At 68.5% G+C, this 26,126-nt stretch carries 15 protein-coding genes; 4 read left to right on the top strand and 11 right to left on the bottom strand.

Annotation, left to right across the window (positions count from 1 at the left end; genetic code table 11):
- The first annotated feature begins 16 nt into the window (after positions 1-16).
- The 3 genes from BUE42_RS34200 (at position 17) to BUE42_RS20010 (ending at position 12,942) form a co-directional block, all read left to right on the top strand.
- A complete protein-coding gene (locus BUE42_RS34200) occupies positions 17-8,512 on the top strand; it encodes a calcium-binding protein (RefSeq protein WP_304442389.1) in 8,496 nt (2,831 codons plus the stop codon).
- A complete protein-coding gene (locus tag BUE42_RS20005; RefSeq protein WP_073467055.1) occupies positions 8,509-9,867 on the top strand; it encodes an HlyD family type I secretion periplasmic adaptor subunit in 1,359 nt (452 codons plus the stop codon). Before BUE42_RS34200 ends, BUE42_RS20005 begins: the two co-directional genes overlap by 4 nt.
- A gap of 96 nt (positions 9,868-9,963) precedes the next feature.
- A complete protein-coding gene (locus BUE42_RS20010) occupies positions 9,964-12,942 on the top strand; it encodes an SMP-30/gluconolactonase/LRE family protein (RefSeq protein WP_143171628.1) in 2,979 nt (992 codons plus the stop codon).
- Positions 12,943-12,949: 7 nt separating this feature from the next.
- Here the strand turns inward: BUE42_RS20010 and BUE42_RS20015 are convergent, their stop codons facing one another.
- From BUE42_RS20015 to BUE42_RS20055, 9 genes are all read right to left on the bottom strand, one after another.
- Positions 12,950-15,562 (bottom strand): ATP-binding protein, encoded by a 2,613-nt coding sequence (locus tag BUE42_RS20015; RefSeq protein WP_073467057.1) that lies wholly within the window; start codon positions 15,560-15,562, stop codon positions 12,950-12,952.
- Positions 15,546-16,298 carry a response regulator gene (locus BUE42_RS20020; RefSeq protein WP_073467058.1) on the bottom strand — a complete coding sequence of 251 codons (753 nt, stop codon included), beginning with the start codon at positions 16,296-16,298 and terminating at the stop codon, positions 15,546-15,548. Before BUE42_RS20020 ends, BUE42_RS20015 begins: the two co-directional genes overlap by 17 nt.
- 28 nt (positions 16,299-16,326) lie before the next feature.
- Entirely contained in the window at positions 16,327-17,259 is a 933-nt protein-coding gene (locus BUE42_RS20025) for an AraC family transcriptional regulator (protein WP_073467111.1), read from the bottom strand.
- 102 nt (positions 17,260-17,361) lie between these two features.
- Positions 17,362-18,162, bottom strand: a complete 801-nt coding sequence (locus BUE42_RS20030) for an L-iditol 2-dehydrogenase (protein WP_073467059.1) — start codon at positions 18,160-18,162, stop codon at positions 17,362-17,364.
- Positions 18,155-19,555, bottom strand: coding sequence for a D-arabinitol 4-dehydrogenase (gene dalD, locus BUE42_RS20035; protein ID WP_073467060.1), 1,401 nt, complete (start codon positions 19,553-19,555; stop codon positions 18,155-18,157). Before dalD ends, BUE42_RS20030 begins: the two co-directional genes overlap by 8 nt.
- A gap of 16 nt (positions 19,556-19,571) precedes the next feature.
- Positions 19,572-20,627 carry an ABC transporter ATP-binding protein gene (locus tag BUE42_RS20040; protein ID WP_073467061.1) on the bottom strand — a complete coding sequence of 352 codons (1,056 nt, stop codon included), beginning with the start codon at positions 20,625-20,627 and terminating at the stop codon, positions 19,572-19,574.
- Between the two features lie 9 nt (positions 20,628-20,636).
- Positions 20,637-21,464, bottom strand: a complete 828-nt coding sequence (locus tag BUE42_RS20045; protein ID WP_073467062.1) for a carbohydrate ABC transporter permease — start codon at positions 21,462-21,464, stop codon at positions 20,637-20,639.
- A gap of 4 nt (positions 21,465-21,468) precedes the next feature.
- Positions 21,469-22,326, bottom strand: a complete 858-nt coding sequence (locus BUE42_RS20050) for a carbohydrate ABC transporter permease (protein WP_047584944.1) — start codon at positions 22,324-22,326, stop codon at positions 21,469-21,471.
- Positions 22,327-22,446: 120 nt separating this feature from the next.
- Positions 22,447-23,763 (bottom strand): ABC transporter substrate-binding protein, encoded by a 1,317-nt coding sequence (locus BUE42_RS20055; protein ID WP_073467112.1) that lies wholly within the window; start codon positions 23,761-23,763, stop codon positions 22,447-22,449.
- Positions 23,764-23,998: 235 nt separating this feature from the next.
- On the opposite strand from BUE42_RS20055, the gene BUE42_RS20060 reads away from it, so the two are divergent.
- Positions 23,999-25,135: a metallophosphoesterase gene (locus BUE42_RS20060; RefSeq protein ID WP_073467063.1), complete on the top strand. Its 1,137-nt coding sequence runs from the start codon at positions 23,999-24,001 to the stop codon at positions 25,133-25,135.
- A gap of 232 nt (positions 25,136-25,367) precedes the next feature.
- Here the strand turns inward: BUE42_RS20060 and BUE42_RS20065 are convergent, their stop codons facing one another.
- Together BUE42_RS20065 and BUE42_RS20070 are read right to left on the bottom strand one after the other, a co-directional pair.
- Complete coding sequence (locus BUE42_RS20065) at positions 25,368-25,778, bottom strand: methylglyoxal synthase (RefSeq protein ID WP_073467113.1); 411 nt, start codon at positions 25,776-25,778, stop codon at positions 25,368-25,370.
- A gap of 5 nt (positions 25,779-25,783) precedes the next feature.
- Positions 25,784-26,062, bottom strand: coding sequence for a hypothetical protein (locus BUE42_RS20070; RefSeq protein ID WP_073467064.1), 279 nt, complete (start codon positions 26,060-26,062; stop codon positions 25,784-25,786).
- Positions 26,063-26,126: the final 64 nt, after the last annotated feature.

Below are 26,126 nucleotides of genomic sequence, written 5' to 3' on the forward strand. Positions count from 1 at the left end.
CAGGGCGGAGTAAATCATGGCGAATCCAATTTCCATCAGTGGTGATGAGATCACCTATCAGTATAAAGAGCTGAAAGTAAAGTTCAACATGAAGACGGGGGAAGTCACCACGCTTGGCGCTGGTGGGGTCACCTTCAAGCCGTCGGAGAAGATCGCCGATCTCGCGTTCGATATTCCGGGAGTGCCCGGCCTGAAATACAAAATAGACAGCGATGGCAAGGGTAATGTTTCCCTCAAGTTCGGACCGCTCACTGCCAAACTGTCATTCAATGCGGCGACTCAGCAGACTACAGGCTTGGAATTGGATATCGGTTGGGGCAAGGCAGCTATTTCCGGAGAGCTCAAGACCAAGATATCGAAGAATGCAGATGGAAATTATGTCGGCGAGCTATCCGGAGAAGCAAAGGTGTTCGGCTTTGAGCTCTCAAAGGTCGGCCCAAAAAAAGTGGAACTGGATACGCACGACCCAGCAAACGGATTGCTTTTTTTCAAGTGGCTCCCTTATTCAGATACGACAATCGAGAGGGCTAGGGACAATTTGAAGAAGACTCATCCAGAGCAGGATGCCTACAACCAGATCTCGTCGACCATCGTCGGAGCGACGGACCTTTCCAATCAAGACAAGGCAAAAGTTCTGGCGGGGGTAGCTGCGGCTGTATTCGACGTCGAGATTCCTCAATCTTTCGTCGATGGACTGGCGCGGTTGACCGGCGCGTTGTCGGGAAACGCTCTGATCGCTGCGTTCGATGCGGTCATGACAACCGCCTTCCCGGCCTTGGCGGCTGGAAGGTCTTCAGTGCTCGGCAGCCTGTTCGCACCTACGAGCGAAACCAGCACGAAGATCGATCTGAACAACACGTCCTGGAGGGCGGCCGCCGAGGCGGACTATCGCCTTGCTGCCGGCTTGGCGGATGGTGCCGGTGACAGCGGCAGCAAGCGTTTCGACTCGGCTTATGTGGGGGCCGGTGCCGTCTCTGGCGATGCGGCAGCGAACCTGATCATCGGCAGCGCGGCCGCCGACATCCTGTCCGGCAATGCGGGGGACGATGTCCTGATCGGCGGAGGCGGGAACGACGTCCTGGCGGGTGGTGCCGGCAGCGACGAACTGCGTGGTGGCGCCGGGGACGATCGGCTTGACGGTGGCGCCGGGGATGACAGCCTGCTTGGTGGCGACGGCATCGACATCTACGCGATCACCGCAGGTGAGGGCTTCGACACGGTGCTCGACTCCGACGGTGCAGGTGTCATCAACTTCACGGTGAACGGCACGAGCGTGCAGCTCAAGGGCGGCAAGGCCGTGGCCGGATCCCCCAACACCTGGGTCAGCGACGACGGCCAGATCTTCTACAGCCTGATCGACAGCCGAAGCACGGTGGGGCAGCAGGACCTGATCGTCTCCTGCGCGCAAGGCGCCTTCTGCATCGCCAACTTCAAGCCCGACCAGCTCGGCATCAAGTTCGATGCGGCGCCCACCCCGGTGCAAATTGCGCCTTCGGTGCGCGATGCATTGGGCGACCAGGAGGTCGTCGTCAACGGCGTGGACATCGGCGGGCCCACTCTGCTCGGCGGCCATGACCGATTCATCATTGCGGGCAACGCGCCTGGCGTGATCCTGCCGTTTTATCGCGGCACCCCGGACCTGTCCACGCACGATCAACCGGGCGACGAGCTGGATGGCGGCGGCGGCAACGACATCATCGTCAGCGGCATGGAAGATGGGAGCGTCATCGCGCCCGTCGGGGTGTTCGTGGAATCCATCAATCAGGACATCGGCAACGACACGCTCTTTGGGGGCGCCGGTGTCGACATCCTGAGCGGTGGCAACAAGAACGATCAGCTGTTCGGAGGCGACGGCGCGGACTTCCTGTTCGGTGGACGCGGTGCCGACATGCTGTACGGCGGCGCCGGCGACGACCTGCTGTTCGCCAGCCACTCGTTCAACGTCTGGGGCAGCGGCAAGTGGTGGTTGCCCGCCGACGAGTACGACCTCCTCAGCCAGGCCGATCGTGACAGCGGCAAGTACGGGCGCTTTGCATCGCTCGGCGCCGGCGAAGTGGAGGTCGGCCGCGGCCAGCAGTGGCAGGTCACCGTGACGACCGGCGCCGATGGCGGCAAGGTCTACCGGTTCAACGGCGTCGAAGTGGCCGATACCAGCAATCAGCGGCCCGGTGGCCTGAACTACCTGCTGTGGAACGAGTACGTCAACGCATCTGCGCCGGCACGCGGCGACGATGGTGACTTCCTCGATGGCGGGACGGGCAATGATCTGCTTGTCGGCTCGGCAGGCGCCAACATCCTGCTGGGCGGCGCAGACGACGACATGGTCTACGGGCGCGGAGGTGCCGACGTGGCCTTCGGCGGCACGGGCAACGACTACCTGCTCGGCGACGGTGTCAATGGCGCCACGGCACAGAGCTGGACATATACCGCAGCCGGCGACGAAGGCGCGGATTACCTCGACGGCGAGTCAGGCAACGACACGCTGCGCGGAGGCGGCGGCAATGACACCCTGCTCGGCGGTGCCGACAACGACAGGCTGTGGGGCGATGCCGGCAGTGACAACATGGACGGCGGCGATGGCGACGACCAGCTCTCGGGCGACGATGTCGAGGGCATCCTGCCGGCCAGCCAGCACGGCGCCGACACGTTGAAGGGCGGTCAGGGGGCCGACACGCTGCTCGGCGGCGGCGGCAACGACCTGTTGAGCGGCGGTGATGGCAACGACTGGCTCTCGGGCGAGAACGAAGACTCCTTCTTCGCTGTCTCCACCCTGACCGGCGACGACACGCTCGACGGCGGCAGCGGTGCGGACACGCTGGTCGGCGGCAATGGCAAGGACCTGCTGATCGGTGGCGCCGGCGACGACACGCTCATCGGCGGTGCCGGCAACGACACGCTGGACGGCGGTGCCGGCCTGGACCTGATGTCCGGCGGCGCCGGCGACGACACCTACATCCTGCATGCCGGCGACCTGACCATCGACGGCACCGTGGCCGACACGATCTCCGACACGCAAGGCGTCAACAAGGTCGTGTTTGCCGATGAGGCCGTGGTGGCCACCGGCAAGGGAGCAGTCCCGGGCGACCTGGTCGTCGTGATGGACGGCGGCGCGCGGGTGGTGATCCAGGGTGGCCTGCGAGGCAATGCGGTCAGCTCGTTCGAGATGGCGGATGGCACGACCCAGTCGCTCGCGCAGTTGCTGCGCTCGACGCTTGTCGACAGCGTCTCCCTCACGACGGACGGCAGCTCGCGCTCACTGGCCGGCGGCAAGGCGGCCGATACGCTGAACAGCTTCGACGGCAACGCGCGCCTGGAAGGCGCCGGCGGCGACGACATCTACAACTGGAACGGCGGCGGCGTCACCATCGCGCTGAGCCAGGGCGACGGCATGGACCTGCTGCAGGGCTCCGCGCTGCTGTCCGAGGCCGGCGTCTCGCGCGATCCGAACGTGATCGAGTTCGCCGACAACGTGGCCCCCGACAGCGTGCGGCTGGAATGGCGTGTCGTCGACCGCGCGCCGCGGCTCGTACTCGCCTACGGCAGCGGAACCGACTGCGCCGTGCTGCAGTTCAACGGTGCCGACTGGGCCCATGTGTCGACTTCGTTCGACCGCGTGCGTTTCGCCGATGGGTCCACGCTGAGCTTCCAGGAGCTCGCCGCGCGTGGCGTGCGGCTCGATGCAACGGCTACCGGCAGCAGCGTCTCCGGCACATTCCTTGACGAGGTGCTGCGTGGCAATGCGCTGGCCAACACGCTGACCGGGGGCGGCGGCAACGACACCTACGTCTTCGGTCGTGGCGACGGCGCCGACCGCATCGGCAACACCGATCGCGGCCAGACCGATGTCGAGGTGGTGCAGTTCACCGCGGATGTCCTGCCCTCGGACCTGATCTGGGTCCAGCACGACGACGACCTGATCATCCGCATTCGCGGCACCAGCGACCAGCTGACGGTGACGGGCGCCTTCTCGACCAACCCGATGAACCAGTACCGATTCGCGGATGGCTCGGCGTTCACCACGGCATCCCTGCCGCTGGCGAGCGGCAACGAGCAGGCCACCACCGGTGCCGACCAGATCTACACCGGGGCCGCGGCCGACGCGATCGACGCGTTGGGCGGCAACGACAGCGTGCAGTCCGGCGCCGGTGACGACACCCTGCTGGGCAGCGGCGGCGACGACGTGCTCGACGGCGGCACCGGCAACGACGTGCTGGACGGCGGCGCCGACTACGACGTGCTGAAGGGTGGTGCCGGCAACGACACCTACCTGTTCAACCCAGGGACGGGCAGCGACCGCGTCATCGATCTCGATGGCAGCAACGCCAATGTGATCCAGGTCGGTGCCGGGTTCTCAGCCGCCGACATCACGCTCGTGCGCACCGATCAGGACGGTGGTGGAGCGTCCTCCACCAGCGATTCGCTGATCCTGGTGCATGGCCCCTCGGGCGCCCAGATGTGGATCGACCAGTTCTTCCAGCCCGGCGGCCAGGGCGTGGCCAGCATCCGCTTCGCCGACGGCAGCACCTGGAGCTACGCCGACGTGGTCGCTCGCGCCGGGGCCAGCATCCATGGCCCGGCCGACACGCAGACGGGGGGCATCGGCGACGATGTCTTCTCGATCGACAACTCGTCCGACGTGATCATCGAGCAGGCTGGCGGCGGCACCGACACGGCGCGCAGCACGGTGACGTACACGCTGCCGGACAACGTCGAGAACCTGGAGCTGACCGGCTGGATGCCGATCTCGGGCTACGGCAATGCGGCGGCCAACGTGCTGCGTGGCAATGCCGGCAACAACGTGCTGGACGGCATGGGCGGTGCCGACACCTTGTACGGCGGCGCCGGCAACGACTGGTACTACGTCCTCGACCGCACGCGCTACGCCGGCGTCGATCGCAGCTTCTTCGTGCCGGTCACGCCGAACGTCGTGGAACTCGCGGGCCAAGGCATCGACACGCTGCAGAGCAACGCGTTCGGCGTCACGCTCCCCGACAACGTGGAGAACCTCTACGTCGGCTCTCTCATCAAGGCCAGCGGCATCTTCTACAACGCCAACGACGTGTTGCGCTACACGTACATCGGCAATGCCGGCAACAACGTGATCGACCTGCAGACGGGCGGTGCGAACTTCAACTGGATCAGCGGCCCGATCCTCGGCACGCTGATCGACGGTGGCGCCGGGGCCGACACGATGATGGGCACCACGATCGACGACACCTACATGGTCGACGACGTGGGCGACGTCGTGATCGAGAAGGCGGTCCTCGCCGACGGGGCTCAGCTGTCCTCGGCAGACCAGGTGATCTCGACGCAAAGCTACACGCTCGGCGCCAACCTGGAGATGCTGACGCTGCGCGGCAGCGCGGCCATCAGCGGCGGCGGCAATGCGCTGGACAACATCTTCGACAGCACGCAGAACACGGCCGCCAACGTGCTGGCCGGCCAAGGTGGCAACGACACCTACCGCATCGGCGTGAACGACGTGGTGATCGAGGCGGCGAACGGCGGCATCGACACGGTGATCGTCGACAGCCTGGCCGGGCTCACGGCCACGCGGCTGTCGCTTGCCGACTATGCGAATGTCGAGAACCTGCGCGCGGGCGCATTGATCGGCAACATCGACGTGCTGGGCAACGCCGGCAACAACGTGCTGTACGGCAGCCAGGCGAACAACGCGATCCAGGGCGGCGACGGCGACGACCGCCTCGAGTCGCTGGACTTCGCAAGCGTCAGCTACAGCTCCTTCTACCAGCGCTACGACTACCTCGACTCCTACGACCAGCTCGATGGCGGCGACGGCAACGACACCCTGCGCGGCTACGGCGGGCACGACACCCTGCTCGGTGGCGCGGGAGACGACATGCTGGAGATCCGCGACGCCACCTACGCGCTGCTCGACGGAGGCAGCGGCAACGACACGCTGAGCCTCAGCCGCACCGGCAACATGTCTTCATACGTCCAGGTGCAGTTCGGCCAGGGAGCGGGCGTGGACCGGGTCAGCACCGCAGGCGCGCGCAGCGATGCGCTTTGGCAGGGATCGAAGCAGGGCCTGTCGGCGATCGGCCTGACGGCCAGCACCGATGCGAGCCGCCTGCGCTTCACGCAGCAGGACACCGCGCTGGTGATCTCGATCGACGGCAGTGCCGATCAGATGACGATCGAAGACTTTTTCTCGGGCCCGGGCATGGTCCGCACCGACCTCGACTCCATCCTGCTGCCCGATCGCACGCGGCTCACGCGCGATGCGATCGTGGCCGGTCTCGGCCGCAGCTCGTTGCAGCAGGCGACCACGGGTGCTGACCTGCTGATCGCCTCGGCGGGCGGCGGCAGCTTGTCCGCCGGCGATGGCGACGACCAGTTGTTCGGCCAGGGCGCGGCCGACATGCTGAACGGCGATGCCGGCAACGACCTGCTCAAGGGGGGGAGCGGCGCCGACACGCTCAGCGGCGGCGCAGGCGACGATACGCTCGTCGGCGGCGAAGGAGCCGACCAATATGTCTTCGGCGCGAACTGGGGACAGGACGTGGTGTTGGAGATCAAGCGCGACGAGTTCTTCGTGGCGAATGAGATGAATGCGGTGGACGACAGTGCCGTCGATGCGATCGTCTTCCAGTCCGGCGTGCTGGCCTCCGACATCCGCGGCAAGCTGGACAATCGCGACCTCGTGCTCACCCATGCGGTGACGGGCGACACGATTCGCGTCGCCGAGTGGTATCTGTCCGACACGAGCACAGGCCACGTGGAGGAGATCCGCTTTGCGGACGGCACGGTCTGGGGCACGTCGCAGATCAACCAGCTGCTCAGTCGGCTCACCGGGACCGACGGTGACGACACCCTCGAAGCGCTCCCCATCGACAGCCTGCTGACCGGCCTGGCCGGCAACGACTGGCTGCGCGGCAACATCGGCAACGACACGCTGCTCGGCGGCGACGGCAACGACTTCCTGAACGGCGACGCCGGCAACGATCGGCTGGAGGGCGGTGCCGGCACCGACAGCCTGTACGGCGGCCTGGGCGACGACACGTATGTCATCGACAGCACGCAGGACAACATCAACGAGTTCGATGGCGAGGGCATCGACACCGTCGAATCCGCCATCACGCTGACGCTGGCGGCGACGCTGGAGAACCTGACGCTCACCGGCACCGGCAACCTGAACGGCATCGGCAACAAGGTCGGCAACGTGCTGGTGGGCAATGCCGGGGCCAATGCGCTGGACGGCGGGCAGGGCGTCGACACGATGCGCGGCGGTGCAGGCGACGACGCCTACACGGTGGACAGCACGGCCGATGTCATCGTCGAGAACTCCGCCGAAGGCACCGACACGGTGAAGAGCAACGTCAGCTACACGCTCTCGGCGAACATCGAGGTGTTGACGCTGACGGGCAGTTCGAACGTGAACGGCACGGGCAACGACCTGGCCAACACCCTCACCGGCAACGGCGGAACCAACCGGCTGGACGGTGGCGCGGGAGCGGACGCCATGAGCGGCGGGGCGGGCAACGACACCTATGTGGTCGATGACCAGCTTGACAGCATCACCGAGGCGTCCGGTGCCGGTACCGACGCGGTCGAGTCCACCGTCACCTACACGCTGGCCGTGAATGTCGAGACCCTCACGCTCAAGGGCAGTGCCAACATCGACGGGACGGGCAGCACGACGGCGAACACGCTGGTGGGCAATGTCGGCAACAACGTGCTCGACGGAAAGGGCGGTGTCGACATGATGATCGGTGGCCTGGGCAACGACAGCTACTTCGTGGACGTCGCGGGCGAGACGATCACCGAGCTGTTCGGCGAGGGCACCGACACGCTGAACACCCTGGCCACGATGACCAGCGCGCTGGCTGCCAACGTCGAGAACCTGAACCTGCTGGGCACCGGCAACCTGAATGGCATGGGCAACGATCTCGACAACCTGCTGTTCGGCAACAGCGGCAACAACACGCTGACGGGTGGGCTCGGCAACGACACCTACTACGGCGGTGGCGGCACCGACACGATGAGCGACACCGCAACGAGCTCCAACGACGTCTACCGTTGGGGTCGCGGCGACGGCCAGGACACGATCACCGATGCGGGTGGCAGCGACCGCATCGAGATCGCCACCGGCATCACCGCAGCGCAGCTGACCCAGACGCGCAGCGGCAACAACCTCGTGCTGGGGATCAGCGGCGTGACGGCCGACAAGCTGACGATCACCAACTGGTACGTCGGCACGGCCAACAAGATCGAGTCGATCAAGCTGGCCGACGGCACGACGATTCCGATCACGGTGACGGCGTTGTCGAGCAGCGCGCCGACCGAGAAGGCGATGCCCTTGCTGGTCGATTCGTGGAGCGCGCTGGATTCGGCGATGCGCATCGCGAGCCCGCAACGCGAGGGCCTGCCGACGCCGATCGGCGCCGACCCGGCCGCGGCGTCGGACGTGCTGGCCGCCGGCCTCGCCGGATCCGGCAACCACACGGTCTGGCGCGGTGAACGCCACGACCTGCGAGGCCTCGGCGCATGACCCAGCTCGCCGTGCTCGACCCCGACGCGCTCGACTTCGCGCCCGACCTGCTCGCGATCCAGGAGCGCCCGCCGGCGCGCCTGCCGCGGGTGCTGTTGGTCACGGTCGCGGTGCTGATCGGGCTGCTGCTCGCGTGGTCGGTGTTCGCGCAGCTCGACATCATCGCGACGGCCGAGGGCCGGCTGGTGCCGATCAGCTTCACCAAGCTCGTGCAGCCGGCCGAGGCCGGTGTCGTCACCGAGATCCTGGTGAAGGACGGCGACGCGGTGACCGAGGGCCAGTTGCTGCTGAAGCTGGACGCGCGGGCCTCGCAGGCCGACACCGCGGCGCTCGGCCAGGAGGTGGCGCTGAAGAAGCTGACGCTGCGCCGCATCGAGGCCGAGCTGGCCGACCAGCCGCTGCTGCCCGGCCGCGGCGAGCCGCCGCTGCTGTACGCCCAGGTCGACGCGCAGTTCCGCGCGCGCCGCCAGGCCTACCTCGATGCCGTCGCGCAGGAGCAGGAGACCCGCGCCCGCGCGCAGGCCGACCTGCATGCGTCGCAGCAACAGCTGTCCAAGCTGACGCAGACGCTGCCGAGCTACCAGCAGTCCGCGCAGGCCTACCGTCAGCTCGTCAAGGAAGGCTTCGTCGGCGAGCTGGCGGCCAACGAGAAGGGCCGCGAGGCCACCGAGCGCGAGCAGGACGTGAAGGTGCAGACCGCCAACGTGCAGAGCGGGGCACTCGCCATCGCGCAATCGGAGCGCAAGCTGGCGGCGCTGCGCTCGCAGTACCGCTCGCAGCTCGAGAACGAGCGCATCGAGACGCTGGCCACGCTGAACCGCAGCGACCAGGAATGGCAGAAGTCGACGGTGCGTGCCGGCCAGCTGGAGATCCGCGCGCCGAACGCCGGCATCGTGAAGGACCTGGCCACCACCACGCGCGGCGCGGTGGTGTCGGCCGGCGCGCTGCTGATGAACATCGTGCCGCAGGGCGAGCCGCTGCAGGCCGAGGTGCAGCTGCACAACGAGGACGTCGGCTTCGTCAGCGTCGGCCAGCTCGCCAAGGTCAAGGTCGCGGCCTACCCGTTCCAGAAATACGGCCTGCTCGACGGCCGCGTGATCCTGGTCAGCGCCGATGCGGCCGATCCGAAGCAGCAACAACAGCAACCCCAGCCACCGGGCCAGCCGCAGCTCAACTACCGCGCGATCGTGCAGATCGACAGCCCGGTGCTGACCAGCGCCGCCACCGGCGAGAAGCTGGCGCTGAACCCGGGCATGGCCGTCACGGCCGAGGTGCAGCAGGGGCGGCGCTCGGTGATCGAGTATTTGCTGTCGCCGGTGAAGAAGGTCGCGCAGGAGGCAGCGCGAGAGCGTTGAGCCTGCCTAGAATGCGCCACGGCGCGTGAGGGCGCGCCGCACCCATCCACAACGAAACGGGCACCCGGCCACCGGCACGGGCGAGGAGGAGTCGACATGGTTTCCCTGCGCGCGCCGGTTCGCCGGCTGGCGAACTGCTGTCTTGTCGCCGCGGCGATGCTGTTGTCGTCGGCCTGCGGTGGAGGTGGCGGCGCAGACGATGGCGTGACGAGCGCGACCTTCGGCGTCACCTACGACCGCGACAACGTCAGCATCGAGTTCGAGGCGGGCCAGGTCGCGCCAGAAGGCGTGGTGCAGGCCACCGCGCACGGTTCGCCCAGCGGCAGCGTGTACCTCGGCGCCGACACCCCCAGCGGGAAACCTGATTCGAACATCGACCACGTGCAGGTCGACGTGCAGGGCACCACGGGCGCGCGGGTGCGCGTCATCGTGAATTCGCAGCTGCCCGCGGGCACCTACACGGGAACGCTGGTGCTGCTGGTCTGCGCCGACCCGACCTGCAAGCGGCACTACGCGGGGTCGCCTGCCAATCTGTCGTACACCATCACCGTGCGGCCGAACATCGTGTTCAGTCCGGACACGCTGGTGCTGCAAAGCTTTGTCGGCGAGCCGGTGTCCGCCACGGTGCACCTGACGCTGCCGCCCGATGCGACCAGCTTCGCCGCGTCGTCGCTCGCCGGCTGGGCCACCATCGACCAGCTCACCGCCGACAGCTTCCGCGTCACCGCGCTCGCGAGCAGCGCCAGCACCTTCACAGCCGGCATCCGGGTGACGGCCGGAAGCCACAGCCGCATGCTCACGGTGCGCCATGAGGTCCCCGCCCGGCAACTCGTTCTCGACTCGGCCGCGCTGGCGCTTTCGGCCCCCAGTGGCCAGGCGGCGAACGCCCGGGTCCGCGTGCTCAGCCTGAACGAGTACGGCCAGGACGGTTTCAAGCTCGGCCCGCCGAACCTCCCGTGGCTGACCGTCTCCGACACCGATGCGACCGGCTTCACCGTGAGCACGCTGTCGCTGCCGTCTGGCACCTACAAGGCGGTGATTCACGTGAGCAGCGGTACCCAGACGGTCGATCTGCCCGTCACCTTCACCGTCAGTGCTCCTTCGGGCGGTGATCGGATGCTGGACGTCGCCGCGAAGACCGGGCTGACGCTGGCCGTTGCCGAAGGCACCAGCGCCACGCCGCAGCCGCTGGGCCTGCAGCGGCCGAGCTGGAATCCCGACGTGACGGCGAGCATCTCGTACAACAGCGGCCTGGCGGCAACCGATTGGCTGACGCTGACCACGGGTTCCGACGGCGATCTGCTGGCGCAGGCCAGCGCACTGCGTCTCGCGCCGGGCGTCTATCTGGCGACGATCACGCTGACGGGCGCGTATCCGGGCAAGCCCGTGAAGGTGCCGGTCTCGATGACCGTCGGCAGGGGCCTCGCGGTACCGCTGCCCCAGTCGGTGGTGCTCGACAGTGATTCGACCGGCTCGGTGCTGTCGGGCAGTATTCCGGTGGTCACCAACGGCGTTGCCTCCGGCACCTGGACGGCCACCACCGTGTCGCCCTGGGTGCACCTGCCGCAGCCGAGTGGGCCGGTGGGCACGTCGGTGCCGTTCGAGGTGAAGGTCGCCGACCTGCGCGCGCTGCCTCCCTACTCCGACGCGATCTCCACCGTGAAGATCAAGGTGCATGCTTCCGATGCGCCGGTCGGACAGGACCTGACGCCGGCGGACGCCAAACTGACGTTGCGGCGCGAACTGGCCGAGGTGCTCACGCTCGGGCCGGCCTTGCTGTTGTCGGGCCAGCCTGCGACGCTCATCGTGAGCGGCCGCGGCTTCGATCGGCTGGCCGACCCGGCATCGCACCTGTCGATCGGCGGCGTCACGCCGGTCGACGTCGAGCGGGCCGGCGCGGCCTCGCTGAAAGTGACGCTGCCGGCACTGGCGGCGGGGAACTTCCAGGTCAGCATGTCGAATGCGCTGGGCATCGCCACCCAGCCGGCGACGCTGCGGGTGATCGATCCCCAGGCCTACCCCGCGGCAAGCTTCCCCGCGGACGGCACACCGGTCAGCGTGCTCCACGATGCCTGGCACCGCCAGGTGTTTGTCGCCAACCGCCGGCTGTCGGCCGTGCTGCGCTTTCGGAACCAGGGCAGCGAGTGGTCTGCCAGAACGCTGCAGATGCCCGGCCTCGTCGACATCGGGCTGAGCCCCGACGGCCAGTGGCTGCTTGCCACCACGGACAGCGGCCGGCTGTACCTGGTGGATCCGGTGGGATTCTCGATCTCCTGGACCTATCTGATGGGCGTGAAGCCGGTCGCCGGATCGACCGGCCATGGCATCGGCGTCACGAACGATGGCAAGGCGAGGTTCTGGGCCGGCACGGATGGCGGTCGGGGGATGACCTTCGACCTGGGGACCCGGGTCTTCGCGGATGTGGCGACCGGCTCGACGACCGCCTTCCCGAACGGATCGGCCATCGAGGTGTCGCGCAACGGCGAACGGGTCGTGATGAGCTCGAACCGCGGCGGCCCGTCGCCGCTGCTGTATGCGGACATCTCCTTGCCCGAGTGGCACGACGCACCCGCGAATGTCGGAGCGTTGGACGCGCCGCTGAACGGCATCGACGAGACCGGCAGCCGGATGATGGTGGCCGGCAAGGTCTACGACGCGGACTTCGCGTTGATCGGCGCGGTCCACGTGACGGCGCCCGGCTGGAGCGACAACGCGGCGGTGCTGTCGCCGGACGGGCGCCGCGTGTACGTCGTGTCGCTGCCGTCGGACTGGAGCGACCCGGCCGGCACGACGCTGCCTCGCGTCTTTGTCTTCGATGCCAGCGGGCCGGTCGGTGCTGCGGCGCAATTGCCGCTGCTCGGCAGCTTCGGGTTGGCCGAATACCCGACCTGCCGCACGGCGCTCGCTGACGGCAGTTGCGTGAAGCCGATCGTCAACATCGCCGCGGATGGCCGCACGTTGTTCATCGCCGGCAGCGTGAAGGTGCTGGTGGTGCCGGTGCCGGCCGTGCTCGACCCGGTGCAGGCATCGGCGGCGCCTCGCGAAGGCATTGCCACGCTGAAGCGGCTGCGCTGAGGGGCGGTCAGCGGGCCGGTGCGAGCGCGGCACGCAGGCAGTCGCGCAGCGCCGATGCATCGAACGGCTTCTGCAGGAACGGCCAACCCGGTTCGGCATCCTGTGCGCCGAACGCCTCTGCGCGCATGCCCGACATCAGCGCCACGCGCACGTCGGGCCAGCCGGCGGCGACCGCGTGTGCGAGTTCCACGCCGCCGGTGCCGTCGCCCAGCCGCACGTCCGACAGCAGCATCTGCGGTGCCGGGCCCTTCTTGAGCAGGTCCAGCGCCCGCTCGGCGCTCGCCACCGCGCGCACGCTGCAACCGGCTGCCGACAGCATCTCGGCCACCGTGCTGCGGAAGGTCTCGTCGTCGTCGACCAGCAGCACCGACGACACCGGCCAGTCGGCCTCGGCAGGCGTCCGCACCACCGGGACCACCGGCACCGCCGCCGTCACGCCCGCATCCAGCGCGAAGCGCAGCGTCACGCTCGTGCCCTCGCCGATGCGGCTCGCGAGCGCGATGCGCCCACCCGATTGCTTGACGAAGCCGTAGACGATCGACAGCCCGAGCCCGCTGCCTTCGCCGTCCGCCTTGGTCGTGAAGAACGGCTCGAACACCTTCTCGCGCAGCGCCTCCGGAATGCCGCTGCCGGTGTCGGTGATGCGCAGTTCGAGCTCCCCGCCGTCCACCCGCGTCGCGACCTGCAGCCGCCCGCCACCCGGCATCGCGGCCGCGCTGTTGATCACCAGGTTCAGCAGCGCGTTCTCCAGCTGCCCGCGGTCCAGGTGCACGCGGGCGGTGCCAGCGCGCAGCGCGAGCGCCACCTGCACCGCCTCGCCGGCGCTGTAGTCGATCAGGTCGACCATCTCCTCGACCATCGCATCCACCACCACCGGCTCGGCCTGCAGCGGCTGGCGCCGCGCGAACGCGAGCAGCCGCCGCGTCAACGCACTGGCGCGCTCGGCGGCGCGGCCGGCGCGCTGCAGCTGCGCGCGGCCGATCGCATCGAGCCCGGGCTGCGACTCCAGCAGCCCGAGCGTGCCGACGATCGTGCCCAGGTGGTTGTTGAAATCGTGCGCGACGCCGCCGGTCAACTGGCCCAGCATCTCCAGCCGCAGCGCATGCTGCAGCTGCACCTCGATCGCGCGGCGCTCGGTCAGGTCGGTGACCAGGCTCACGACGCCGCCATCCGGCATCGCCCGGCTGCGCACGTCGTAGACCCGGTTGTCCGGCAGGTACAGCTCGACGTGCGCATGCGCGGTGAACGGCGGCAGCGCGCCGGCGGCCAGCGTCTGCCGCTCGGTCAGGCCCGGCGCACTCCATGCGATGCCGCCGGTCAGCTGCGCCATCAGCTGGCGCGGCGGCTCGCCCTCAAGCGGTCGCACGCCATGCACGGCCAGCATGCGTTCGAGCGGCTCGTTCCAGAGCCGCAGCCGGCCGTCGCGGTCGAACACTGCCAGCCCGTCGTTCATGCTGCTGTGCACCGCGGCCCGCAGCTCGCCCTGCTGGCGCAGGTCGGCCACCAGCTGCTGCTTGGCCAGCAGGTTGTCGCGGAACACCTCGAAGGTGCGGGCCAGCGCGCCCAGTTCGTCGCGGCGCGCGGTCGCCGGCGTGGCCACCGAGGTGTCGCCGCGCGCCAGCCGCGACATCACCGCGGTGATCCGCTCGACGCCGCCGACCAGCCGGTGCACGTAGGCCGTAGCGCCGAGCGCGATCACGCCGCACACCAGCGTCAGCAACAGCAGCCCGGTCTTGCCGGAGGTGATCGCGCGCGAGACCCCCTCGCTGCGCGTCTGCGCGGTCTGGCGCAGCGTGTCGACGTGGCGCGAGACCTGCGCGCTCAGTTCATCGGCATTGGTGCGCGTCAGCAGCACCAGCGAGCCGCTGCGGCCGTCGAGGTTGATCTGCTCGCTGCGCAGCCGCAGGATGCCGGCCGGGCCGATCGACAGCTCGCGCAGCGTCGCGCGGAACACGTCGCCGAGGCCGGCGTAGGCCGCGCGCCGGTCGGCCGCGATCAGCAGCGCTTCCACATCGGCCTGCAGCCGCCCGAGCGTGGCCGGCGTGTCGACGCTTGCACCCAGCACCAGGCTGGACCACACCTGGGTCAGCACCGGGTCGCCGTGGCGCGGCGGCGTGCCGCGGGCGTGCAGCCGGCTGCCGATGTCCTCCAGCCGCTCCATCTGCGTCTGCAGCCGCTGGCGCACCTGCTGGCGCAGCTGGGTCAGCTCGGCCAGGCGCAGCAGGTTGATGTCGCCGCGGTCGATCAGCGGGTCGAGGCGGGCCTTCAGCGGGCTCTGGACGTCGATCTCGCCGGAGCGCTGGCGGATCTCGCTGATCAGCCCGCGCGCGATCGTCGCGTTGGCGTCCAGGCTCTCGGGCGTGCGCGACTCGGCCAGGTTCGGCGCGGTGGCGGCCAGCCGTGTCGTGCGTTCGGCGAGTTCGAGCGCCTGCGCGATCTGCGGCAGCACCTCGTCTTCGTAGGCGGACAGCTCGCGCTGCGTGCGCTGCATGCCGAGCCAGCCGACGATGGTCAGCGCGATGGCCGCGGCCAGCAGGATCACGAAGGCGGCCATCAGCCGCGTGCGCACCCGCTGCGCGCGCGGGCCGACACTGGGGGTCGCTTCAGGTGGTGCGCTCATGCCCGTGTGTCACCGGGGCGGCAAAGACATAGCCCAGCCCGCGCTCGGTGCAGATGTAGCGCGGGTGCTTCGGGTTCGGCTCGATCTTGCGGCGCACGCGCAGGATCAGCACGTCGACGCTGCGGTCGAACACCTCGGTCTCCAGGCTGCGCGTGTGCTCCAGCAGCTGGTCGCGCGTCCACACCTTGCCGGGCTGGCTGACGAAGGCTTCGAGCAGCCGGAACTCGGCCGGCGTCAGCGCGCAGGCACTGCCGTCGGCGCTGCGCAGCTCGCGCTCGCGCAGGTCGAGCGTCCAGTCGCCGAACTGCAGCTGCGCGGCGGGCTCGCGTGGCGCCGGTGCGGCGCCGGCAGGCTGCGTGCGCCGCAGCACCGCGCGCACGTGGGCCAGCAGTTCGCGCGGGCTGAACGGCTTGACGAGGAAGTCGTCGGCCGCGAGTTCGAGCAGCAGCACGCGGTCCATCTCGTCGCTGCTGCCGCTGATCATGATGATCGGCAGGGTCGGATGCCGCTCGCGCAGGCCGCGTGCGAGCGCGAGGCCGTGCTCGTCCTTCAGGCGCAGGTCGAGCAGCACCAGCGCGTGCGGCGCCTCGGCCAGCGCCGCGTGCAGGCCGACGCCGTCGCCGGCGGTGCTGACGTCGAAGCCGGACTGCGTCAGCGCGTCGTCGAGCGACGCGCGCAGGTCGGGGTCGTCGTCGACGACGAGGATGCGCGGGCGGGCAGGGGCAACCGAAGGCATCCCGGCAGTGTGCACCGGGGGGGATTGGCTACTGGGATGGGGATTTACCCGAGCCCCCGCCGAACCTTGCCTCGCCCTGCTTGCGGAACTCCTTCGGCGTCATCCCCTTGATCTCCAGGAAGCGACGGTTGAAGTTCGCGACGTTGTTGAACCCCGCGTCGTAGCAGACGTTGGTGATGTAGCGGTCGGTCTCCATCAGCAGCTGGCAGGCCCGCGTCACGCGCAGCCGGTTCACGAAATCGGTGAAGGTGTTGCCGGTGGCGCGCCGGAAGTAGCGCGAGAACTGGCTCTCGCTCATGCCCACGCGCCGGCTCAGCTCGGCCATCGAGAACTGGTTGGCGCTGTTCTCGGTGATGTAGTCGACGATGGTGCTGATCTGCGCGAGCGAGGTGTCGTCGTCGAAGCTCTGCAGCGGCATGCTCGACAGCAGCCGGTAGTCGCTGCACTCCGACAGCTCGCCGAGGAACTCCAGGAACTCGGTGAAGCGCTTCAGCCCGTGCAGGCTGCGGATGCGCACCAGCCGCTCGCGCGCCCGGTCGCTCATGCCGAAGAACTCGATGCCGTGGCGCGCCCGCTCCAGCAGCGGCAGCACGTCGCGCAGGTCGTGGATCAGGTCGGTCGCGCGGCGCAGCGGCTCGTCGGAGAACTGCAGCACCACGTCGCGCAGCGGCACGCCTTCGGCCGGGATGTCGGTGGAGATCCAGTTGTGCGGCAGGCGCGGCCCGGTCAGCACCAGGTGCCCCGGCTCGAAATGCCCGATGTAGTCGCCGACGAACACCTTGCCGCGCGTCTCGATGATCAGGTGCAGCTCGTACTCTTCGTGGTAGTGCCAGCGCACCAGCGGGTTCGGCACGCCGTGCTCCAGGCAGCGCACGTAGCCGTAGGTGCCCTCGGGCTCGTAGCCGAGCTTGGTGTCGCGCACGAAGTCGTGCTCGAGTTCGGGGCTGCGTGTGCGATTCATGTTCATCTACTCATGTGCCATCAAGCGGCCACCGCGGAACCGGCTTTGCCGGGCCGCTGGTGGCGCCCCCCGGGGGGAGGCGCCGCAGGCGCTTCGGGGGGGTCAATTCATCACGTTGCCGCCGTCGACGTTCAGCGTCTGCGCGGTGATGTAGGCCGATTCTCCACCGGCCAGGAAGACCGCGGCGCCGGCGATGTCGTCGGGCACGCCCATGCGGCCCAGCGGCACGGCCTTGCCGACCGCGATCTTCTTCTCGCCCGGCTGCAGGTGCTCGTGGCGCGCGAAGAGGGCGTCGACCTGCCCCCACATCGGCGTGTCGACCACGCCCGGCGCGATGCCGTTGACGCGGATGCCGTGGGGCGCCATCGCGAGCGCGGCCGATTGCGTGTAGCTGATCACCGCCGCCTTGCTCGCGCAGTAGTGCGACACCAGCGCCTCGCCGCGGCGACCGGCCTGCGACGCGAGGTTGATGATGCTGCCGCGCACGCCGCCGTCGACCATGCGGCGCAGCACCGCCTGCATCGTGAAGAACATGCCTTTGACGTTGACGTCGAAGAGGCGCTGGTACATCGCCTCGTCCGAATCGAGCAGCGGCGCCAGGTCGAACACCGCGGCGTTGTTGAACAGCGTCGTGATCGGCCCCAGGCGTTCCTGCGCGCCGGCGACGAAGCGCGCGATGTCGTCGCTGCGCGCGACGTTGCCGCTCAGGTACTGGAAGCGCCCCGGGTGCTGGTCGACCAGCGCCTGCAGCTCGGGCGCCGGCGTGGCCGGCAGGTCGACCGCGGTGCAGCGCGCGCCTTCGCGCAGGAAGGCCCGCGTCACCGCGAGCCCGATGCCGCCGCCGGCGCCGGTCAGCAGCGCGTGGCAGTCCGCGAGGCGTTGGGTGGCGGGGAAATCAGCCATGGCCGTTCTCCTTCAGGAACTGCAGCACCTCGGCATGCGCCTGCTGCAGCGCCGCCACCAGCCGCGCATCGCCGGCCAGCGGGCCCCACAGCACCGGGTCGCGGCTGAACGCGGCCAGCGGGTCGGCGCTCTCGAAGATCGCATGCGCGCTCGCCGCGTCCATGCCCTGGTCGTGGTACGTGTAGCTCAGCTCGCCGCGGTGCCAGCGGCCGAGGAACTCGAAGAACAGCGCCGGCAGCTTCGCGACCGACGCGATCGACGCGCCGCGGCCGAGGCACTCGCGGAAGGTCGGCCACAGGAAGCCGGCGATCTTCGCGTAGCCGTCCATCGCGACGCGCTGGTTGGTGTCCTGCAGGTACGGGTTGCTGAAGCGGTCGATCACGACGTCGCGGTAGGCCGCGAGGTCGAGCGGATAAGGTTTTTGTGACGACTCCAGCGACGGGATCACGTCGTTGGTGACGTAGTCGAACGCCATCTTGCGGATCGCCGGGTGCGCCACGTCTTCGTGGATGTACTGGTAGCCGAGCAGCGTGCCGGCCCACGCGAAGCAGCTGTGGCTCGCGTTCAGGATGCGGATCTTCGCTTCCTCGTACGGCAGCACCGAGGCCACCATCTCGGCGCCGGCCTTCTCCCAGGCCGGGCGGCCGTTGATGAAGTGGTCCTCGATGACCCACTGGATGAAGCGCTCGCCCATCACCGGCGCGCCATCGTCGACGCCGGTCGCGGCCTTCACTCGCCCCGCGATGTCGGGCAGCGGGCGCGGCGTGATGCGGTCGACCATGTCGTTCGGCGAGCTGGTGTGCTGCTCGACCCAGGCGCGCAGGTCCGACTGATTGCGGCGCGCGAGGAAGTCGAGGAAGCCGGCGCGGAAGCGCTCGCCGTTGCCGCGCAGGTTGTCGCAGTTCAGCAGCGTCACCGGGCCGGCGTTGCGTTGGCGGCGCTCGGCGAGGATCGCGGCCATCGCGCCGTAGATCGTGGAGCGCGTCGTACCGGCGAGGTCGCTGGCCAGGTCGGCGAAGCTGTCGTCGAGCCGGTTGTGGTCATCGAGGTAGTAGCCGGCCTCGGTGACGGTGAACGAGATGATGCGCGTGGCTGCATCGGCGCCGATCGCGATCAGCCCGGCCAGGTCGGGCGTGTACGGCACGATCTGGCGGATCGCGGTGATGCGTTCGTAGAAGCGCTCGCCGGCCGGCGTCACCGTCTCCAGCGTGTAGGCGCCGCCTTGCTTCTGCAGCGCGGCGATGGTGTCGGCCATGTCGGGGCGCAGGTTGCCGCCGGCGATCTGCCAGCTGCTGTCGCCCTGGTTGATCAGATTCTGCAGGTAGACGGCCTGGTGCGCGCGGTGGAAGGAGCCGAGGCCGAGGTGGAGGATGGTCAGGGGAGTGGTCGTCATGGGGAAGCTCGCATCGCTAGGCGGCCTGCTGCAGCGGGCGCAGCGTCCGTCCCTGGGCGTCGAAGATGTGAAGGGCGGTCGCGTCGAAGCTGATGCCGACGCTGTCGCCCGGCTTGAGGGTGGTGCGCTCGCTCTGGCGCGAGATCAGCGGCACGCCGCTGCTGCCCTCGCCGATGCGGGTGTGGATCAGCGTGTCGGAGCCGAGCGATTCGATCAGCTCCACGCGCGCCGCCAGGCCGTTGCCCGGCGCCACGATGCGCACGTATTCGGGCCGCACCCCGACCGCGCCGTCGGCCGGCAGGCGGGCGCCGGCCAGGCGTGTCAGCTCGGGCACGGCGGCCGTCTTCACGACGTTCATCTGCGGCGTGCCGATGAACTGCGCGACGAACTGGTTGGCCGGGTGGTCGTACAGCTCCAGCGGCGTGCCGACTTGCTCGATCAGCCCGTCGCGCAGCACCACCACGCGGTCGGCCAGCGTCATCGCCTCGACCTGGTCGTGCGTCACGTAGATGGTGGTCGCGCCGAGGTCGCGGTGCAGGCTCGCGATCTCGACGCGCGTCTGGCCGCGCAGCGCGGCGTCGAGGTTCGACAGCGGTTCGTCGAACAGGAAGACCTTGGGCGCGCGCACGATCGCGCGGCCGATCGCGACCCGCTGGCGCTGGCCGCCCGACAGCTCCTTCGGCGTGCGCTGCAGGTACTGCGTCAGGTTCAGGATCTTCGCGGCGCGCTCGACCTTCTGCTGGCGCGTCGCCACGTCGACCTTGGCGAGTTTCAGCGCGAACGACATGTTGTCGAACACCGTCATGTGCGGGTACAGCGCGTACGACTGGAACACCATCGCGAGGTCGCGCTTGGCCGAGGGCACGTTGGTGATGTCGCGGCCGTCGAGCTGGATCGAGCCTTGCGTGGTGGCCTCGAGCCCGGCGATCAGCCGCAGCAGCGTCGACTTGCCGCAGCCGGACGGTCCGACGAAGACGATGAACTCGCCCTTCTCGATCTGCAGGTCGATGCCCTTGATGGTGCGCACCGGCCCGAATTCCTTGACGATGCCCTTGAGTTCGAGGAATGACATGGGGTCTCCTTACTTGACGGCGCCGAAGGTCAGGCCTTGGACGAGTTGCTTCTGGCTGAACCAGCCGAAGACGATGATGGGAGCGATGGCCAGCAGCGACGCGGCCGACAACTTGGCCCAGAACAGGCCCTCGGGACTGGAGTACGACGCGATCAGCGCGGCCAGCGTGCCGGCGTTGGCCGAGGTCAGGTTCAGCGACCAGAAGGCCTCGTTCCACGCCAGCACCAGGCACAGCAGCCCGGTCGACGCGATGCCGCCCATCGTCAGCGGCAGGATCACGTGGCGGAACTCGTCCCACACGGTCGCGCCGTCGAGCCGCACCGCCTCGAGGATGTCGTTGGGCACCTCCTTGAAGGCGCTGTAGAGCATCCACACCATGATCGGCAGGTTCGACAGCGTGAACACGATGATCAGTGCCGTCAGCGAATCGAGCATGCCGGTGGTCTGCGCCATCACGTACACCGGCACCAGCGCGCCGACCGCCGGCATCATCTTGGTCGACAGCATCCACATCAGGATGTCGCGGGTGCGCCTGGTGCGGAAGAAGGCCATCGAGTAGGCCGCGGGTGCCGCGATCAGCAGCCCGAGCACGGTCGAGACCACGCTCGTGATCAGCGAGTTCTTGGCGTACAGCAGGTAGTCGCTGCGCACCTGCACCTCGACGAAGCTCGACAGCGTGGGCGTGAAGAACAGCTGCGGCGGCACCGCGATCGCCTGCATCTCGGTCTTGAACGCCGTCAGCCCGAGCCACAGCAGCGGGAAGAACAGCAACAGCGCGATCGCCCACGCGAAGAAGGTGCGGACGTACGGAAAGCCGTTGGGGTAGGTGGTGCTCATGGCGTCAGTCCAGGTTCTTGCCGACCATGCGGATCAGGAACACCGCCGCGATGTTGGCGAGCACGACGGCGAACAGCGCGCCGGCCGAGGCCACGCCGACATCGAAGTTCATCAGCGCCTGCTTGAAGATCAGGAACGCGAGGTTGGTGCTCTCGTTGCCCGGGCCGCCGCCGGTGGTGGTGAAGATCTCGGCGAACACGCTCATCAGGAAGATCATCTCGATCATCACGACGACCGCGATCGAGCGGCCCAGGTGCGGCAGCGTCAGGTACCAGAACTGGTGCAGCGCATTGGCGCCGTCCATGCGGGCGGCTTCCATCTGCTCGCGGTCGAGCGACTGCAGCGAGGTGATGAAGATCAGGCAGGCGAACGGCAGCCACTGCCACGACAGCATCAGGATCACCGAGAACAGCGGTAGGTCGGTCATCCAGTCGACCGGTGTCGCGCCGAAGAAGTGCCACACATGCGCGAGCACCCCGTAGATCGGGTTCATCATCATGTGCTTCCACAGCAGCGCGTTCACCGTGGGCATCACGAAGAAGGGCGAGATCAGCAGCACGCGCACGATGCCCTGGCCGGGGAAGGGCTCGTTGACCAGCAGCGCCAGGCCCACGCCCAGCACGACGGTGATCACGATCACCGCGCCGAGCAGTTCGAGCGTCTGCAGCACCGCCGGCCAGAAGTCCGGGTCGGTGATGAAGTAGTGGAAGTTCTCGATGCCGACGAAGGTCTTGTCGCCGGGCTGCATCAGGTTGTAGTGCACCAGCGAGAACCAGATGGTCATCACCAGCGGGACGATCATCCACAGGAACAGCGTGGTGACCGCCGGCGCCATCAGCGCGCGGGGCAGGAATCGGCTCATGACATGGACCTCTTTTGGATGTCGGCCGGAGAGGAGCGGGCCGAGCGCCGGGCCGCCCCAAGCCGGCCCGCATCCCCTCGGGGGATCGGTCGACGTACCCGCCGACCGAGGGGTCGTCATTTACTTCTTGAAGTAGCCGCCCTTGGTCATTTCACGCTCGGCGGCGGTTTGCGAGGTCTTCAGGGCCTGGTCCACGGTGACCTTGCCCGACAAGGCCGCGCTCATCTGCTGACCGACCGCGATGCCGATCGCCTGGAACTCCGGAATGGCCGCGTACTGCACGCCGACGTACGGCGACTTCGGCAACGTGCTGTCGTTCGGGTTGGCGCTGTTGATCGCCTTCTGCTCCTCGACCGCGAACTTCGCGACCTTCTGGAACTCCGGGTTCGCGTAGGTCGACTTGCGGGTGCCGGTCGGCACGGTGTGCCAGCCGGAGCTCTGCGCGATCAGGTTGATGTACTCCTTCGACGTCGCCCAGGTGATGAACTTCTGCGCGGCATCGGCCTTCTGCGACGAGGCGGGGATCGCCAGGTTCCACGACCACAGCCAGTTCGCGCCCTTCGGCGTGACGGCCTGCGGTGCCTGCGTGAAGGCGACCTTGTCGGCCACCTTCGACTGCTTCGGGTCGCTGATGAACGACGCGGCGATCGTCGCGTCGATCCACACGCCGCACTTGCCTTCGTTGAAGAGCGCGAGGTTCTCGTTGAAGCTGTTGGCCGACGCGCCGGGCGGGCCGTACTTCTTCATCAGGTCGACGTACTGGCCGATCGCGTCCTTCCAGGGCTTGGTGTCGATCTGCGGCTTCCAGCTCATGTCGAACCACTGGCCGCCGTAGGTGTTGACCATCGTCGTCAGGAAGGCCATGTTGTCGCCCCAGCCCGGCTTGCCGCGCAGGCACAGGCCGTACACGCCCTTGGCCGGGTCGTGGATCTTCGAGACGATGTCGGCCATCTGCGTCCAGGTCGGGTTGGCCGGCATCGTCAGGCCCTTGGCCTTGACGAGGTCGTCGCGGTACATCGTCATCGAGCTTTCGCCGTAGAACGGCGCCGCATACAGCTTGCCGTCCAGCGACAGGCCGCTGCGGATCGCCGGCAGCAGGTCGTCGACGTCGTAGGCGGCATCGGTCTTGATCTCCTTCAGCCAGCCCTTCTTGCTCCAGATGGGGGCTTCGTACAGGCCGATCGTCATCACGTCGAACTGGCCGCCCTTGGTGGCGATGTCGGTGGTGACGCGCTGGCGCAGCACGCCTTCTTCGAGCGTGACCCACTTCAGCGTGATGCCGGGGTTCGCCTTTTCGAAGTCCTTGGTGTGCTTCTGCATCTCGATCATGTGGCCGTTGTTGACGGTCGCGATCACGAGGTCGGTGGCGTGCGAAGACGTGGCCGCCACGACGCCGAGCGCGCCAATAGCCAGAACCACTGCAGTCTTGTTTGTCATCTGTGTCTCCATCGTTGTCGAACTGATGCGACGTGGTGCGCCACGTCCGCAGCCGCAACGATAGACGTATGCCTTTGAGGGATTTGGTACGGACCCCGCCAAGGGCTGTACTTTGTTGCGTTGAAAGGCCCGGGTTTTCCTGGATTTCCGGGACAGGGGTTGTGTTGAGATGGCGCGCGGCGGCCCCATCTGCGGGGATTGCCCGCTTCCATCCCGTTCCGGGACAGGTCCCACCATGTCAATCCGCTTGTTTCCGGTGGCCTTGCTGGCCGCCTTCCACGCCTACATCGGGTCGCGCCTGCTGGGTGGGCTGCCCGCGCCGTGGGGCTGGGTGGGCGTGGCCCTGCTGGCCGCGCTGTTCGTGCTGGTGCTGTCGGCCGCGAGCCCGATCCTCGGGCGGCGCGCGGCTACCGGGGTGCTGGCCTGGGCCGGGTTGATCGCGATGGGGTTCTTCTCGACGCTGCTGGTCCTGACGCTCGGGCGCGATGCGGTGCTGCTGGCCTGGGGCGGGTGGAGCTTGGCGACCGGCGCGGCGGCGATCCCGGCGTCGGTGCTTCAGTTGTCGGCGCTCGCGGTGCCGGCGCTGGCCTTGCTCGCGAGCCTGCTGGGGCTGCTGAACGCGCGGCGCCGGCCTGGCGTGCGGCGTGTCGACGTGCCGATCACCGATCTGCCGCCCGCGCTGGAGGGTTTCACGCTGGTGCAGATCAGCGACCTGCACGTCGGGCCGACGATCCGCAAGGGGTTTGTCGACCGCGTGGTCGATGCGGCGAATGCGCTGGACGCCGACGTGATGGCGCTGACCGGCGACCTGGTCGACGGGCGGGTGCCGGAGCTGTCGGAACACACCGCGCCGCTCGGGCGGCTGCAGGCGCGGCACGGCGTGTTCGCGGTCACCGGCAACCACGAGTACTACTCCGGTGCGCCGGCCTGGGTGGCCGAGCTGCGGCGGCTCGGCATCACGGTGCTGATGAACGAGCACCTGCTGCTGAAGCATGGCGCGGGGCGCTTGCTGCTGGCGGGCGTGACCGATTTCGGCGCGCACCATTTCGACGAGGGGCAGCGCAGCGATCCGGCGCGGGCGATGCGCGGCGCGTCGGATGAAGCGCATGCGAAGGTGCTGCTGGCGCACCAGCCGCGCAGCGCGGCGGCTGCGGCCGAGGCGGGTTTCGACCTGCAGCTGTCGGGGCACACGCACGGCGGGCAGTTCCTGCCGTGGAACCTGTTCGTGCCGCTGCAGCAGCCGTTCGTCGCCGGGCTGCACCGGCTGGGCGCGCTGTGGGTCTACGTGAGCCGGGGGACCGGCTACTGGGGGCCGCCGAAGCGGCTGGGCGCGCCGTCGGAGATCACGCGCCTCAGGCTCGTGAGGGCCTGAGCGGCAATTCAGCCGGCACGGTTTGCCGGTGCGCGATCGGCGTGGGGCTTGTCCGACCGGGCGCCTTTCGGATGGGCGGCGGGCCGCTCCAGTCCCGCGTGATCACGCGGGTCCCGCGACGGGCCTTCGACCCGGCGGCGGCGGGCGTCGGGACGCTCTGAAAGCTGGCACATGGAACACTCCTGCGGGCATCGGCCCGTACGGAATGGGGCAATCCACGTGCCCGAAGCCTTCAGCGCCTTTCCGACAGCCTGGCCAGCACCAGCCGCGCCGTCGACAGGTTGGTCGCGCAGGGCACGTCGTGCACGTCGCAGGCGCGCACCAGCGCGTTGATGTCGGGCTCGTGCGGCTGCGGCGTCATCGGGTCGCGCAGGAACACCACCAGGTCGATCTCGCCCTGTGCCAGCTTCGCGCCGATCTGCAGGTCACCGCCGAGCGGGCCGCTCAGCATGCGCTGCACCGTCAGCCCGAGCTGGTCGTGCAGCCGGCTGCCGGTGGTGCCGGTGGCGACCAGCGTGCAGCCTTGCAGGAAGCCCAGGTACTCGCGGGCCAGTTCGACCATCGTGTCCTTCTTGTGGTCGTGGGCGATCAGCGCGATGCGGGGCGGGGCGGCGGACGGGGTGGCAGAAAAGGAGTCGGTCATGAACATCAATGCGGTTTGCGGGGCTTGCGGAAGGATTTCGGGCGGTACACGTTGCCGTCCCATTCTCCGCCGCGGGCCCGCTCGATCGCGTCGCGCGCTTCACGGTTCGCCTCGCGGCGCGCGGCCGGCCAGCGCCACAGCCGCAGCCAGGTGCCGGCCAGCATGGCCCACCAGCGCTGCATCAGGAAATCGAATTGCATTCGTCGGCGCACGCTGAGCGTCAGGCGCACCAGCAGGATGGCGCAGACCAGGAGCACGGTGCCGGCGATGATGGTTTCAAACACGGGGTGGCCTCAGGCTGGGGAGTGCGCAGGAGCGCACGCGTGGCGTCCATGGTAGCCAGTGGCA

Origin of the sequence: Rhizobacter sp. OV335, assembly GCF_900142965.1 — a bacterium.
Taxonomy (GTDB): domain Bacteria; phylum Pseudomonadota; class Gammaproteobacteria; order Burkholderiales; family Burkholderiaceae_C; genus Rhizobacter.